This window comes from Bacillus sp. AY2-1, assembly GCF_008368965.1.
In the GTDB taxonomy this organism is placed as follows: domain Bacteria; phylum Bacillota; class Bacilli; order Bacillales; family Bacillaceae_G; genus Bacillus_A; species Bacillus_A thuringiensis_S.
In genome coordinates, this window is record NZ_QPEL01000069.1 from 29,911 (window position 1) to 45,236 (window position 15,326).

Below are 15,326 nucleotides of genomic sequence, written 5' to 3' on the forward strand. Positions count from 1 at the left end.
GCCGTTGGTACGGGGTAAAGTGAAACTTCTTTTATGTGCTTTTCGCAAAAAATCAGCGCACACCAATCGGGTTGCAACTAGAAATTACTTATTATTATGTTTTACTGTTTCAGCGGAGCAATGCAATCATTACATAATTAGGGGGATTTCTATATGACATCAAAATTGAAGATGCGAAATATTATTTTTATTTTAATCGGTTCCGCTATATTTTCTTTCGGTATTGTCAATATCAATATTGAAAACCACCTTGCAGAGGGTGGGTTTACTGGTATTACACTATTATTGTATTTTTTATTTAAGTTTGATCCTTCCTACTCAAACTTAATTTTAAATATCCCTATATTTTTTATTGGTTGGAGGTTACTTGGCAGAACGACATTTTTATATACATTAATCGGCACCTTTAGCGTATCTTTATTTCTATGGATTTTCCAGCGTTACGAAGTGCTAAACTTACATTTAAACTTGCAAAATGATATGACACTCGCAGCTTTATTCGCTGGGGCATTTATAGGTATCGGCCTTGGAATAATATTTAAATATGGCGGGACTACTGGCGGTGTAGATATTATCGCACGACTAGCTCACAAATATGTTGGCTGGAGTATGGGAAAAACAATGTTTATGTTTGATGCTGTCGTTATCGTAGTCTCTATTCTTACCTATTTATCATACCGCGAGGGCATGTATACGCTAGTTGCTGTTTTTATCGGTGCTAAAGTCATTGATTTTATGCAAGAAGGGGCTTATGCTGCAAAAGGAGCGACTATTATCTCAGAGAAAAACGATGAAATTGCTGCCAAAATTTTATCTGAAATGGAGCGCGGAGCAACCTTTTTAAAAGCCGTTGGATCGTATACAAAAGTGGAACGTAACGTATTGTATTGCGTTGTTGCTAAAAATGAAATCGTGAAATTAAAAAATATTATTACGTCTGTAGATCCTCATGCTTTTGTCGCTGTAAGTGATGTACATGATGTAGTTGGTGAAGGATTTACGTTAGATGAAAATAAAAACCCTTTACATAATTAAATGTAACTAGAAAAGCACCTTAGCTTTTCTAGTTTTTTATTACAAGTCTTTTAAGCTTCTCCAAATCCTCATAAATAAGCTCCAATAAACTCCGATTATAAAAAATAGAAGCTGGATGAAAAGTTGGAAAAACATGATATTCATTCTCTGACCATATAAACTCTGCACTTTGCATATCCTTTAATTTTTGAATGGGCTGTTTTAATAATTGCCCATGTACATCTGTGATTTTTTTATTTTTTCCTGTTAAACGTTGAAGACCGATATTTCCAAGCGTGACGATAAGCTTCGGATTTATTTTCTCTAATTCATAATCTAATAAAGGCGCATGGGCAACTATTTCTCCTTGATTTGGCGTTCTATTATACTTTTTTTGTATGATTTCACCATTTCGTTCTTTTTTCTCTCGCCATTTATAAGGTCTACTCCGAACAGCGCTCGTAATATATACTTCTTCCCTTGTAACGTGAATACGCTCTAAAAAACCCATTAATTGTTTTCCCGCCCTCCCGCTAAACGGAATCCCATTATGAATTTCTGTTTCACCAGGCGCTTCTCCTAACAACATAAATTTGGGATTTTCAGGGCCTTGTCCACTTAAAAAACCTTCTAGTTGATAAGGAGCACTACGCTCTTTCACTTGTTTTACTAAATGGTCTGGATATTTCATTTCCCCCCACCGCCTTTCCGCATTACTTCTATTATTTCTATTTGCAATACATTATATAATTCAAGCCACACAACAAAAAAAGACTATCAAAATTGATAGTCTTTAGTCGTCGCTACGCTGCATACCAGTATACATTAATACGAGACGTAATAATTCAAATACCGCTACAGCTGCAGCTGCTACATATGTTAATGCTGCCGCATTTAATACTTTACGAGCTTGGCCATATTCATCTGTTGATACAATACCTAACGCTTCAATTTGTTGCATCGCACGCTTTGACGCATCAAACTCAACTGGTAATGTAACGAGCTGGAACACAACACCTGCTGCCATTAGAATGATACCTAATAACAACAAACCAGACATTTGTGCAAATATACCGATTAGGACGAAAACCCAAGACATATTCGAACCAAAGTTTGCAACTGGCACTAACGAATGACGAACGCGCATAAATTTGTAATCTTTTGCATCTTGAATTGCGTGTCCTACTTCATGTGCTGCAACTGCCGTACCAGCAACTGAATGTCCATAATAGTTATCTGTTGATAATCGAACCGTCTTAGCGGTTGGATCATAATGATCTGATAAATGACCTGGTGTTTCTTCTACAGCTACGTTGTATAATCCATTTTCATCTAAAATTTTTCGAGCCACTTCCGCTCCTGTCATACCTGATGTTGAATAAACTTGTGAATACTTGCTATAGGCACTACGTACTCTTGACTGTGCATACAACGGTATGATCATTATGATCGCGAAGTAAATTAAATAAAACATCATGAACCTCCATTGAAGTTTTAATTATAGTACTTCTCATTCTATTTTCTTCTGCCACTATTGTCAATAAATAAACCTTACAATCCATATCTTTACTTATTACATTATCTATTTTTAGAATGTACATTACTTTTTCTTTTCTCTCTCTCTCCTTTATACTTTCTCCATCCAACATAAGTTAATGTGAATAAAATAAGTCCCCCAGTAATTGTCATAAACCAAATGAGAGAGGGTGCAATTTCATCCTTTTTTACTGTGTGAAATATCTTTTGCAAATCCCCTTTAATAATCCCTAATTGCATTTGGCCGCCTTTCGTTTTTAACATAACGTTACGAAATTCATCCAAATAAGATAAATGAGCATTTACACGCTGTACCTCGTTTTCTGGCAAAGCAATCATTAAGCTTGGATAAATAATATTGAATTCATTTAAAAATGTATTTAACGTTTGTTGAAACTGCCCAACATCTTCTTTTTCCATCGCTTTTTCCATTTGAGAAAAGGCATCCATTACTTTTCTTTCTCTTTCCATCCAAAGCGGTTGATATTTCGATACTTGCGCATCAACAGCAAGTTGTAATGCCAGCACATTATCCATTTTAGCTTGCTTACCTAAACCTTCTTCAAAGAGCGATTGTTGCGCCTTGTCGTAAGCTAAAGAAATAACTCTAACTTGATCTGGTGTTACTTCCTGCTTCTTTTCATTCCCCTTGATTAAAAATTGCTCTGAGAAAAGTTGTAATACTTGTACTGCTTTTTCATCTTCATTACGCTTCACTAACTGTAACGAGTCATCTAACAACCCTGTTAGCTCATTCCACTCTTCAGCATATATACGTAATGGAAACATTATAATTAGAAATGCTATCAATCCAATTAATGTTCTCTTCATCCCGGTCCCCCCTATAACTACTAGTACAAAATATGTTAATTGGGACAAGAATAGAACAGAACTGAACCGAAAAATATATTATCGTTTTACAAAGAAAAAATTCTCTTTAAGCAGAGAATTTTTTCTTTGACATCCTTTTCTTTTTTACGAAATATCTATATAAACTATAACAAAGTATACTACCACCTAAAATGAATAATAAAATAGCACACGCAGCATGCATAAAGAACTCCTCTGGTAGCATTAATATAACTGGATCCGTTTCAATATCAAACATCCAATAATCATTACTGAATAAAAGCTTATGGAATAATACAAAGCTCTTTTCAAAATTAATAGCGATTGGTAACATAAGCGCTATCGGAAAAATGATTGTTAAAATCGATCCGTGCAGTAAAAACTTTTCATTTTTCTTTTTTAATAAATAAATTCCGCCTATCACTGCAATCATAATTGTCGCATACATCACATATTGAATCTTTACTAAAATATTTTTAACATCTACAAAATGAATACGGCCATTTGTAGACATATCTAATGTTGGCAAATGTAATGCTCCGTCATAAAACGGGGATAAATATGTAATAAGCACATCGTAATTTCTTTTAATTTCATCCTTCGTCATATCCGCTAAATCAGGAATATTTAAAAAATCAATTTCAAAATAATACAGCCATTTTCCATACACAACTGCCGTTGTTGCAAGTGCAAAAATAGAAAATGCTATGCTATATGAAACAATTAAAGTAATCAATCGATCCAATATTTTTGTACCACTCTTATTTTTCTCCATGTTCTCCCCCTAAATGTTCTAACCATCATAAAGAAAATTGTTTCCTGTGCTCACGTAAGCAACAATAATATGTAATACATAGTACAGCAACGCTTAACCAAAACGTAAAATAACCAATTTCCTCTACAAACAAATGCATAATTCCATATCGCGGCATTTGCCAAAATAAATAATCAATTGCATCGTTATGCAACGTCCACACACCCGCTACTATAAAATGCCATTTTTTTATACGGTAAAATGGAGCATATAAAACACCTTGCACCGCCATCGCAAAGTGCGAAAGCATTAACATGTAGCCCATAAGGCCAATAGAACCTTTTACGTAAATCATAATCGCATTTACAACAACAGCCCAAATACCATATTTTATTAAAGTAACAATCGCTAGTGCTTCTATTAATCCCCAGTTTCTCTTTGTCAAAAAAGCAATTAAAACAAAGAAAAAAAAGAGACTCGCCATAGGACTATCTGGTACAAACGGCCAAAATATAGGTGACGTTTCTTTCAATTGATTTCCGTACCATATAAACCCGTAAATTGTACCTAATATGTTAACAACCAATAAAAATAATAATACCGAGCGTTGTCTTAACATTGCATACAAGTACACCAATCTGTATGTCCAACACCTTTCAAGCAAAGTAATTCATTCACTAAATCCTACTCTATTATAACAAACTTCATCCAACTAAATATAAAAGCTGACTACAAATTTTGTAGTCAGCTTTTTATTATTTTTTATTATACTTTGCAACGAATTCCGAAAGCTTCTTCAGTTCCTCATCTGTACCTTTAAATACACCTTTAGGCATGGAACCTTTTCCATCTTTCGCAATTTTAGCAATTTCTTCTGGCTTTAAAGTTAAGTTTTGCAGTGCTGGTGCTGCCGCCCCGCCCTGTAAGTTGTCACCATGACATGTTAAACAAGTATTTTTTTGCATTAATTTATAGCCATCATCATTTTTATCAACTGGCGCTGTTTTTACAATTGCTCCTTGTTTCTTTGCAGCTTCCCAGTCGTGGTGTGCTACAGATTCCCAAGTTAAAAAGATAATCGATGCAATTGCTAAAAGCATAAATCCAGTTGCTACAGGACGCTTCAATGGACGTCTTTCTGGACCTCGATCAAGAAATGGAGCTAACAGTAATGCACCAAACGCAATCCCTGGCATAATAAACGCTCCAATTACAGTAAATGAACCGGAAGCATAAGAATACTTTAATAACTGATACAAGAATAAGAAATACCAATCTGGAAGTGGTATATATCCAGCATCTGTTGGATCCGCCATTCTCTCAAGTGGCGACGGATGCGCCACTGTTAAACATAAATAACCGATTAAAAAAACTGCACCAACCATCCATTCTTTTAACAAGAAGTTCGGCCAAAATGCTTCTGTTTTCCCTGGGTATTCAGAATAGTCTTTTGGAATATTTGGTTTCCGAGCTACTGGTACCCGAGAATCTCCTACAAACTTCATCCCTTTGCCGCGATGCATAATCTCCCTCCTTTAGTTCTTTCCCCTTTAATTTAGCAATCTCTTATAGTGGACCGGAAATACCTTGTTTGCGAATCATGATGAAGTGGAAGGCCATTAAACCTAGAAGTGCTGCTGGTAAGAAGAAGACGTGAATAGCAAAGAAGCGAGTTAATGTTTGAGCGCCAACAATTTCGGAATGACCAGCGAGTAATGTTTTAATATAAGGACCAATGAGCGGTGTTTGCTCTGCAATTTGAATCCCTACTTTTGTAGCAAATAAAGCTTTCATATCCCACGGTAATAAATATCCGGTAAAACCAAGACCTAACATAACAAAGAAAATAAGAACACCAACAATCCAATTTAACTCACGGGGCTTTTTATACGCACCTTGGAAGAAAACTCTGAGTGTATGTAAAAACATCATTACAATTACGAGACTAGCACCCCAGTGGTGCATACCACGAACAATTTGCCCATAAGCAACTTCATTTTGTAAATAGTAAACGGATTCCCAAGCATTTTTAATATCAGGCACATAATACATCGTCAAAAACATTCCAGATAAAATTTGAATTACAGTAACGAAAAAGGTAAGTCCTCCAAAGCAATAGACGAATGCAGAAAAGTGATGTGCCGGGTTTACATGTTCAGGTACTTCATGATCAGCGATATCACGCCATATTGGTGTAATATCTAATCTTTCATCTACCCAATCATAAATTTTATTTAACATCTACTTTGCACCCCCTCTTGGCTTTGCTTTTCCTAGATACAGCGTTCCATCTTTCACTTTAGACTCGTACACATCAAGCGGAGCAAGGGGTGGCGTACCCTTAATGTTCATCCCATCTTTTGTATAACGCCCCCCGTGACATGGGCAAAAGAATTGATTCGGATGTGCTTTGTCCGAATTCCAGTTAACTGTACATCCTAAATGTTTACATACTGGAGAGAACGCAACAATGTCTCCGCTTTCATCTTTATGAACCCAAGCCGATTTTGGTTCTTCAGACTTGTACCAACCATCAACCTGCTTCACTTTAAAATCGAAACGCTTCGGCTCTGTTGTAATATCCTTTACTTGCGCAACAGCAACCATATCTGTTCCGGCTTCTTTTCTTAACACCGGATCAAGCGCAAATCGCGTCATCGGCATTAAAATACCGGCAGCCATAAAGCCTCCTACCCCTGTGAGTGTGTAATTTAAAAATTGTCTTCTTGACACGCGATGTTCTTTCTCGCTCACGAAAATTTCCCCCCTCTATCAGAAATTGTCCCCTCGTGATAAATTATATAAAAAATAAAAACTAGGACACTATCATGATATAATACGCTCATGCACAGGTCAATATCATACTACTCATAATAATAAGAACTTTCTGTTTATTGCGAGTTTCCCCACTTCTCTTCCAACATCACCATTATATTTTTTATATGTGCATGAATAACTTCTCTCTTTGCTTGATCACTAAATTGTTCTAATGCTAATGAAGGAAACCAAAATAAATCTCCCTGTAACTCTTGTATATCCTCTTTCCATGAAAAATCACTTGTAACATAAGCAATATGCTTAAAACCTTCTCTTCGTAAATGATTTGTCCATTCTTGCAAACGACCTTTTTCATTCTTTTGACTTTCTACTAAATACGTAAAAGCAGGCAGTAAAAGCACTCTTCCTTTATACTCTCTTTCCAATTCCATACTCAACAATTCGATAAATTCACCTTGTTCTACAACCATTTTTATTTCTTTCGCTGCCGAAATTGATAAAAGCGGTATTACTCCTGTATCAACATACTCTCTTGCTTGCTCAAACTGTTCCACATCTTTTACAATCCATTTCAAATTTCTTCCCCCCTTCATTTACAAATGACAGAACTTTCACTTTATATATATTAAACCATACTAAAAGAGGTAAAAAAAGAAAAACTACCCAATATAGGTAGTTTTTCTTGATAAAAGTCTGAAATTTGTAAAAATATTAATCCAAATACATTCTATAAAGTTTTTAACTCTGCCGTTAATCTATGAAACGCTTCCTTATCTTGCTTATCTAACGCTTCATCAATTTGTTTCAAAAGGCGTTCTCTTCTAAACGAAAATACACTTTCTTCCAAAAACCTTTCTGCAAGTAAACGATCTTTTTCATTTACTTCAATATGCTTTGGTAGATATGGGTTTTCTTCTAATACAGCTACATAATTCGCATTTTGAAACGATGATTTAAAGTTGAGTTGAATATAAATATCCTCATCTCGATTTAAACGAATATCATGAAACGATTTTTCAGCATCTGTTGTCATAACATTTTGTTTAAAAAAGTGAAACGGTGTGTCTTTCACACAATTCGCTGACATCACTAAGCCACGCGGACAATATTTTGCATGCTCTACGAAGTGGACTTTATGCATCAATTGGTCGTGACTCATTAAATAATTCAGAATCCATACACATTCACGCTGTTTCAGTTGGTAATTATTCAAAAACCATTTTACAAAATCCTTCTTCTCGTTTACAGAAACAGGGGTATTCATAGCAATTAAGTCCCTCCTCTGTCTTTCTCTTTTCTTTTTAGATTCAAGAAGCGGCATTCAGTTTCCTTCCAACTTATGAAAAATCCTCTAAATTATATAACAACTCTTCAATATGAATTTGTGTCGGGTCTAGTTGTAATAACTGGGTAAATACTTCTTTCGCCTCTTTTCGCTTTCCTTCTTCCAATAAGAAATAACCGTATTCTTCTAAGAAGTCTGGATGATTCTTAAAAGAAGTATATGCACTTTCATAGTGTTTTAATGCATCCGAATACATTTCTAATTGTTTTTTTGCATACGCAAGGTCCCAAAGTAGTTGTGTATCTGGTTCTCCACTATCAATAGCACGCTCTACAATTGCAATTAAATCTTCGTACTTTTCTTGTTCTTTTAAGATATACGCATATTTTAATGTTGCGCCTAAATGCCCTGGATCTAACTCAAGTGCTTTTTGAAGAACTTCCTCTGCTTCTACTATTTTTCCTAATTTCGCCGCAATGTTCGCTAACTCTACATAAAACGGAACTGAAAGCTCATCTACTTTAATTCCTTCATGAAGCGTTTCATAGCTTTCTTGAAGCATTCCTTCTTTTTCATAGCTTTTCGCTAAATACATGTACAGTGATGCGTACTCAGGGTCTAATTCTTTTAGTTCTTGCCAAGCACCGATTGCTCTCTGATATTCTTCACCTTGGTATAATGTGAAGGCATATCCAAATAATGAGTGAATATCTTTTTGTTCCTCTAGGCCTGCTTCATAATAAGAAATCGCCTCTTCCCAGTTTCCAATCGCACTTAACGTTTCTGCAAGACGAAGTGCGATTACAACACCACCCATTACTTTATGTTCCGCTAATAGCGATTCATAATAAGTAATTGCCTTTTGTTCTTCACCTTTACTACTATATAATTCTGCTAACCCAAACGTAATAACAGGTTCATCAGGCATCATTTCTTTCGCCTTTAATAGTTTTTGCTCTGCTACATCATCAAAACCTTGCATTTGGAATAAATCTGCAACAAGTAATAAAGATTGAACATATAAATCGTCATTTTCTGGAATATCATGAAGTACTTCAATCGCTTCATCTTCTTTATCTAGATCAATATATAATTCTGCTAAAAATACAGTGAATTCACTTTCTTCCGGATACAGTAAACGTAAGTCTTCAGTAATCGCTAATGCCTCATCTGTAAATCCAAGTGTATGATAGTAACGAGCGATATCATACTTCTCTTCATCATTTGCAATTTTTAATTGTTCTTTTAATAATTGTAATCCTTTTTCCGCTTCACCATTTTCAATATATGAAACAACTTGTTCAAACTTTTGCATAAACGTCTCCTTTAATTCTAAAAAATATTCTCTTCTGTTCATTTACCCCGCTATTAACGGGCAGTAAGACCCCCACCTCAAAATTCAGCTAAGGCAAAGAAGTTAGTTTGGGGATCAACTGCCCGTAAAAGCCCGATTGGTTCAACTAATAATCAGCGGGGGATAAACATCCCCCCACTGATTAAAGTTTCACTTTATCATAAGCAACTCACTGTTAGAACGCAACCTTTAGAATGAGCATGCTTCTTCTTATACTTCTTCTTACAGAGTAGGTAATTGTTCAAAAGGTTCGGATATGACACCGATACCTTATCATCATCTTCTATTGTACCGCTTTCTTTTATGACCGTGCAAATAACTTCTCTCACTAATTATCAAGCCATACAAACCGTGATTTACAGAACAACTTAATTACCAGTCTTCAACCTTTATTTTTAATACGATAAAAAAGGCTCCTATAATAGGAGCCTTCACAATCTCTTAAGAATATGTTTCTTCTTTCTGTACTTGCTCATTTACAAGCTCTTTCAGCAACTCTATAATTTCATCATTTTCTTCTTTCAAACCGACAGTAATACGAATACCATCATCGATACCAAATGCAGCACCAGAACGAACGATATATCCTTTTTTCATTAATCGTTCGAAAGCTTCATTACCCGGTATACCAAGTTTTAAGAAAATGAAATTTGTTTGAGATGGATAATAGAATACGTTATATTCTTTACAAAATGCATAATACTGATTTAGACCTTCAGCATTCTTTTTCACACAATCTTGTAAAAAGGCTTGATCTTCTAATGCAGCGAGTGCTACAGATTGCGCTACAGTTGATGTATTGAATGGTAACCTTGCTACTTCTAGCTGTCCGATTAACTTCGCATCCCCAATCGCATATCCAATACGAAAAGCAGCTAAACCATATGCTTTTGAAAACGTGCGTAAAACCATAAGATTTTCATACTTTTCAAGAAGTGGTAATGTTTGCGGATAGTCTTCTGCTTCCGCGTATTCATAATATGCTTCGTCCATAATAACGAGAGCCGACTTAGGAACCGATTCTAAAAATGAAAGTAATTTTTGTTTCTCAACATATGTACCTGTCGGATTATTCGGATTACAAATCCATACAATTTTCGTTTTATCATCTACTTGCTCTAGCATTGCATCTAAATCGTGAATACCATCTTTAAGTGATACTTCACGAACTTCTGCTCCTTCAATAACAGCATGGTGATGATATTGTGAAAACGTAGGATTCGCCATTACAACGTTTGTTCCTTCATGTAGTAACGCTCGGCTAATCATTTGAATGACTTCATCTAATCCACTACCAAATAGTAGTTGTTCTGCTTTTACACCTAAATGTTCCGCTACTTTTGTCCGAAGTTCAAAGGCATATCCATCTGGATAAAGGGCATATTGGCTCGCTAAAGAAGTTAATGCTTCTGTCACACGCGCTGAGCAACCGAATGGATTTTCGTTCGATGCTAATTTCACAATTTTCGATAATCCATATTCCCTTTTTACTTCTTCAATGTTTTTCCCAGGTACATACGCTCTCAAAGTTAACAATTGCTCTTTCACTCTCATTTTTCTTCCCCCAGTCATTTCATTCAATTTGATTACAATACAGTTATAGCCCCTTACTGTAATCTTTTATCATAACCGTCACTATTACGAGAATACCTCTAAATGAGCACTTCACAACACTTCGCTATCATTTTAAACCATATCTTTTTGAAATGCCTCTAACGCAATATGAACAGTCTCATCTGAAATAGATACGACATTCACTACCCCATATTCCTGCATAAGCACCATATGAATTGCTCCTGCATTTGCTTTCTTATCTTGTTTCATCAATTGAACGAGGCGCTCTACATTCAAATCTCTTGGCATTTTTGGATAGCCGTATTTCAAGAACCACTGCTTCATATCTTCATAAGCAAGATTAACCTTGTACACTTGCTCACTTAAAAATATGGCGAATAACATTCCAACCGCTACGCCGTCACCGTGAGTAATATTTCCATACCCTAGCTCTTTTTCAAGAGCATGTCCTAACGTATGTCCAAAGTTCAAATGGGCACGTACACCCTTCTCTGTTTCATCTTGTGATACAACATTTGCCTTTACAGGAATCGCCTTCGTTAATATATGGATTAACTTCTCATCACGAAGATCCGCTAATGTTTGCACTTCTTCTTTTAACCAATGATATAGCTCCACATCACCAATAAGAGCATGCTTTATCACCTCTGCATAACCTGAACGCCACTCTTTTTTAGGAAGAGACTGTAAAAACGGTGTATGATATACAACTGCTTCTGGCTGATGGAATGCACCAATCATATTTTTACCTAACGGATGATTAATCGCTACTTTCCCACCTACTGCGCTATCGTGCGCTAATAAAGTCGTCGGAACCTGCACAAAGCGAATACCACGCATAAACGATGCAGCAACAAAACCAGCTAAATCTCCAATCATTCCGCCTCCCAGTGCAAGAATTAAAGAATTTCTATCTAATTTATTTTCAAGAGCTGACGTATGAGCCGCATAGAAATTTTCGAAAGACTTCTCTTTTTCGCCACTTGGTACAACAAACGAAAACACGTCCTGCTCCACTTGTAATGCATCGATAACTGTCTGTAAATGTAGTGATGCAACAGCTTCATCTGAAATGATCATTACGTTAGATACAGCTGGCTGCATATTTTGAACGATCATTGTTAAGTGTGACAACGCTTCTTTACCAACATGTACATCATATTCTTTTGATTTCGTTTGAATATGTATGTTTCCCATTAAAATCCCCTCGCATATTCATTATGTTTCTCAATATTTTCACGAATCAGTTCCATACGATCTAATCCGAATTGTTCTATTAAAGCTGTTGCTAATTCCCAAGCCACAACCGCTTCTGCAACGACACTAGCTGCTGGTACTGCACAACTATCTGAACGTTCAATGCTCGCTGTAAAAGGCTCTTTCGTATCAATATCTACACTTTGAAGAGGTTTATAAAGTGTAGGTATCGGTTTCATCACACCGCGCACAACAATTGGCATTCCAGTCGTCATACCACCTTCCAATCCACCTGCATTATTTGTTCTTTTTGTATATCCATGCTCCTCATTCCATAGAATTTCATCATGAACTTCACTTCCCGGTCTATGCGCTGCTTCAAAACCAATTCCAATCTCGACACCTTTAAAAGCATTAATACTCATAATTGCAGCTGCTAATTTCGCATCCAGTTTTCGATCATAATGCACGTAGCTACCTACTCCAATTGGCATTCCTTCCACAATTACTTCAACGATTCCACCAATTGAATCACCATTTGCTTTCGCATCATCAATCGCTTTCATCATTTGGTTACCAGCTTCGTCATCTAAGCAACGTACAGGAGATGCTTCTGTAATACTCTTTAATTCTTCAATTGAACTATACGTAACCTCCTTAGCTTGTACACCGCCAATTTCAATTACATGGCCCGCCACTTTAATACCAAGTTCTGCTAACACCTTTTTAGCAACCGCACCAGCAGCAACACGCACCGTCGTTTCGCGCGCTGACGAACGTTCCAGTACATTCCTCATATCTCTATGACCATATTTAATTGCACCATTTAAATCAGCATGCCCAGGCCTTGGTTTTGTCACTTTCCTTTTCATCTCTTTTTCTTCTTGTTTCGTTAAAGGTTCTGCACCCATAACTTTTATCCAATGGGCAAAATCACGATTTTCAACAACGAGTGCAATAGGGGAACCTAATGTTTCTCCATGTCTAACACCACTTAAAATTTGCACTTGATCCGTTTCAATTTGCATGCGTCTACCACGCCCATACCCCTTTTGCCTTCTAGCTAACTCTTCGTTTATATCATCCGCTACTAAAGACAATCCTGCTGGAACACCCTCTATAATTGTTGTAAGTTGCGGACCATGAGATTCACCAGCTGTAATATATCGCATACGTTATTCCTCTTTTCGTATATGTATTTATCTCACTATATTAACTTTTATCATTCTAAAAATATTAAAGAAATTATATCATATATCGACCATTTTCTTATTCTATATTTCCGATAGGCCTAATTTAAATATCAATATATCATAACAGCTCAAACTTCGTAACTAATTGAAAATAAAAAAAGTGCAAGAAGAATACCCCTATTCTTCTTGCACTTTTTACTATTATCACAGTGATTAAAGCGTTTACAAATTATTTCAAAATAATTAGTAAATCCATTCATTCATTAATTTTGAGTAGTCAACTAATTCTTCTTCTTTAAAGAAAATAGCAATCTCGCGCTCTGCGCTTTCTAAAGAATCAGAACCATGGATAATGTTTTTCGCAACAGTTACACCGAAATCTCCACGAATTGTTCCAGGAGCTGCTTCATGTGGTCTTGTTTTCCCCATCATGTTACGCGCTGTATCTACTACACCTTCACCTTGCCATACCATTGCGAACACAGGTCCAGATGTAATAAAGTCTACTAACTCACCAAAGAAAGGTTTTTCCTTATGCTCAGCGTAGTGTTGTCCAGCAATTTCCGGAGTGACTTGCATTAATTTTGCACCAACTAATTGAAAGCCTTTTTTCTCAAAACGAGCTACAATTTCCCCAATGAAGGCACGTTGTACACCGTCTGGTTTTACCATTAGAAATGTTTTTTCCATAAAAAATCTCTCCACTTCTGAATTATGTATGTAATTGTATATCCCCACACACATATTATCACCCTTATCACAATTGTGCAATAGTTTTGAAATAGAGAGATTATTTTATTTTTTAGAATAAACATTAAAATTTTCGTTTTCCAATATACTTTGCAACATTTTGTAATGCGTACTTTGCTTGTCCACGTGGGAGTGGTTTTATTATTTCTAAAGCTTTATGTAAATAACGTTCACTAAACGCAAATGCTTGATCAATTGCTGTACTATTTTTTACAGCATCAATAATTTCTTGCATTTCACTTGCTGTTGAATTTTCATGTACAGATGTGATTTTCTGACGAAGTACGGGATCTTCCATCGCATATAAAGCAGGAAGTGTAATATTCCCTTGTAGTAAATCTCCACCAGCAGGTTTTCCAAGTTTCTCTTCTGTAGAAACGAAGTCTAAAATGTCATCAATAATTTGATAAGACATTCCTACAAAATACCCATACCAAAATAGACGATTTACCGTATCACGATTAGCACCAGCAGCAATCGCTCCCAATTGACAACTCGCGGCAATTAATAATGCTGTTTTTCGCTTTATTCTTCTTAAATACGTTCTTAAATTTTGGTCATAATTGTATTTATCTTTAATTTGTTCAATTTCACCTTTACAGACTTCTAAAATAGTATGCGATAACGCTTGATGTGCCTCTGGAATTTCGATATTTGTTATACATTCAAGAGACTTAGCGAACAGATAGTCCCCTGTATACATCGCAATACGATCTCCCCATTTTGCATTCACAGTCGCACTGCCGCGTCGTAAAAATGCAGCATCAATAACATCATCGTGAACAAGAGAAGCCATATGAATAAGTTCTAACGCAACAGCAACATGCTTAATTGCATCTAACTTATAATCTCCAAATTTCCCTGCAAGCAACACAAATACAGGACGAATTCGCTTCCCACCAGCTTCAATAAGCTGTAATGCTGCCTCTTCTACTAATGGCTGTTCAGAAGCGACTGTCTTTTTTAATTCTTTTTCTATCACATTAATATCCGATCGTAAAAAAGAGTACATAAGTTGTAACTTCATATTGTTCACCTTAA

At 36.0% G+C, this 15,326-nt stretch carries 17 protein-coding genes; 1 reads left to right on the forward strand and 16 read right to left on the reverse strand.

Annotation, left to right across the window (positions count from 1 at the left end):
* Window positions 1–153: 153 nt before the first annotated feature.
* Window positions 154–1,035, forward strand: a complete 882-nt coding sequence (locus tag DN403_RS17060) for a YitT family protein (RefSeq protein ID WP_000202121.1) — start codon at window positions 154–156, stop codon at window positions 1,033–1,035.
* A 28-nt stretch (window positions 1,036–1,063) separates the two neighbouring features.
* On the opposite strand, the gene DN403_RS17065 is transcribed toward DN403_RS17060, so the two are convergent.
* The 16 genes from DN403_RS17065 to hepT form a co-directional block, all read right to left on the reverse strand.
* Window positions 1,064–1,705, reverse strand: coding sequence for a uracil-DNA glycosylase (locus tag DN403_RS17065; protein WP_000876853.1), 642 nt, complete (start codon window positions 1,703–1,705; stop codon window positions 1,064–1,066).
* Between the two features lie 102 nt (window positions 1,706–1,807).
* Window positions 1,808–2,491, reverse strand: coding sequence for a zinc metallopeptidase (locus DN403_RS17070; protein WP_003258828.1), 684 nt, complete (start codon window positions 2,489–2,491; stop codon window positions 1,808–1,810).
* 101 nt (window positions 2,492–2,592) lie between these two features.
* Complete coding sequence (ypjB, locus tag DN403_RS17075) at window positions 2,593–3,381, reverse strand: sporulation protein YpjB (RefSeq protein ID WP_000831587.1); 789 nt, start codon at window positions 3,379–3,381, stop codon at window positions 2,593–2,595.
* A 106-nt stretch (window positions 3,382–3,487) separates the two neighbouring features.
* A complete protein-coding gene (lit, locus tag DN403_RS17080) occupies window positions 3,488–4,174 on the reverse strand; it encodes a lipoprotein intramolecular transacylase Lit (protein WP_000414366.1) in 687 nt (228 codons plus the stop codon).
* 25 nt (window positions 4,175–4,199) lie between these two features.
* Window positions 4,200–4,790 carry a lipoprotein heptaprenylglyceryl N-acetyltransferase LhaT gene (lhaT, locus tag DN403_RS17085; RefSeq protein WP_000262822.1) on the reverse strand — a complete coding sequence of 197 codons (591 nt, stop codon included), beginning with the start codon at window positions 4,788–4,790 and terminating at the stop codon, window positions 4,200–4,202.
* A gap of 118 nt (window positions 4,791–4,908) precedes the next feature.
* Window positions 4,909–5,676 (reverse strand): menaquinol-cytochrome c reductase cytochrome b/c subunit, encoded by a 768-nt coding sequence (qcrC, locus tag DN403_RS17090; protein WP_000554601.1) that lies wholly within the window; start codon window positions 5,674–5,676, stop codon window positions 4,909–4,911.
* Between the two features lie 43 nt (window positions 5,677–5,719).
* Window positions 5,720–6,394: a menaquinol-cytochrome c reductase cytochrome b subunit gene (gene qcrB, locus DN403_RS17095; RefSeq protein ID WP_000932700.1), complete on the reverse strand. Its 675-nt coding sequence runs from the start codon at window positions 6,392–6,394 to the stop codon at window positions 5,720–5,722.
* Window positions 6,395–6,907, reverse strand: coding sequence for a menaquinol-cytochrome c reductase iron-sulfur subunit (gene qcrA / locus DN403_RS17100; protein ID WP_001290420.1), 513 nt, complete (start codon window positions 6,905–6,907; stop codon window positions 6,395–6,397). It abuts the gene before it with no gap.
* A gap of 137 nt (window positions 6,908–7,044) precedes the next feature.
* A complete protein-coding gene (locus tag DN403_RS17105; RefSeq protein WP_003258820.1) occupies window positions 7,045–7,524 on the reverse strand; it encodes a YpiF family protein in 480 nt (159 codons plus the stop codon).
* 134 nt (window positions 7,525–7,658) lie between these two features.
* On the reverse strand, window positions 7,659–8,195 hold the full coding sequence (locus tag DN403_RS17110; protein WP_001095925.1) for a ReoY family proteolytic degradation factor: 537 nt from the start codon (window positions 8,193–8,195) through the stop codon (window positions 7,659–7,661).
* Between the two features lie 73 nt (window positions 8,196–8,268).
* A complete protein-coding gene (locus DN403_RS17115) occupies window positions 8,269–9,531 on the reverse strand; it encodes a tetratricopeptide repeat protein (protein ID WP_001168695.1) in 1,263 nt (420 codons plus the stop codon).
* A 480-nt stretch (window positions 9,532–10,011) separates the two neighbouring features.
* Window positions 10,012–11,124 (reverse strand): histidinol-phosphate transaminase, encoded by a 1,113-nt coding sequence (gene hisC / locus DN403_RS17125; RefSeq protein ID WP_001264022.1) that lies wholly within the window; start codon window positions 11,122–11,124, stop codon window positions 10,012–10,014.
* Window positions 11,125–11,256: 132 nt separating this feature from the next.
* Window positions 11,257–12,342: a 3-dehydroquinate synthase gene (gene aroB, locus DN403_RS17130; RefSeq protein WP_000526805.1), complete on the reverse strand. Its 1,086-nt coding sequence runs from the start codon at window positions 12,340–12,342 to the stop codon at window positions 11,257–11,259.
* Window positions 12,342–13,514 carry a chorismate synthase gene (gene aroC / locus DN403_RS17135; protein WP_001269378.1) on the reverse strand — a complete coding sequence of 391 codons (1,173 nt, stop codon included), beginning with the start codon at window positions 13,512–13,514 and terminating at the stop codon, window positions 12,342–12,344. Before aroC ends, aroB begins: the two co-directional genes overlap by 1 nt.
* 264 nt (window positions 13,515–13,778) lie before the next feature.
* Window positions 13,779–14,225, reverse strand: a complete 447-nt coding sequence (gene ndk, locus DN403_RS17140; protein WP_000415883.1) for a nucleoside-diphosphate kinase — start codon at window positions 14,223–14,225, stop codon at window positions 13,779–13,781.
* 124 nt (window positions 14,226–14,349) lie between these two features.
* Window positions 14,350–15,312 carry a heptaprenyl diphosphate synthase component II gene (gene hepT / locus DN403_RS17145; RefSeq protein ID WP_000776078.1) on the reverse strand — a complete coding sequence of 321 codons (963 nt, stop codon included), beginning with the start codon at window positions 15,310–15,312 and terminating at the stop codon, window positions 14,350–14,352.
* Window positions 15,313–15,326: the final 14 nt, after the last annotated feature.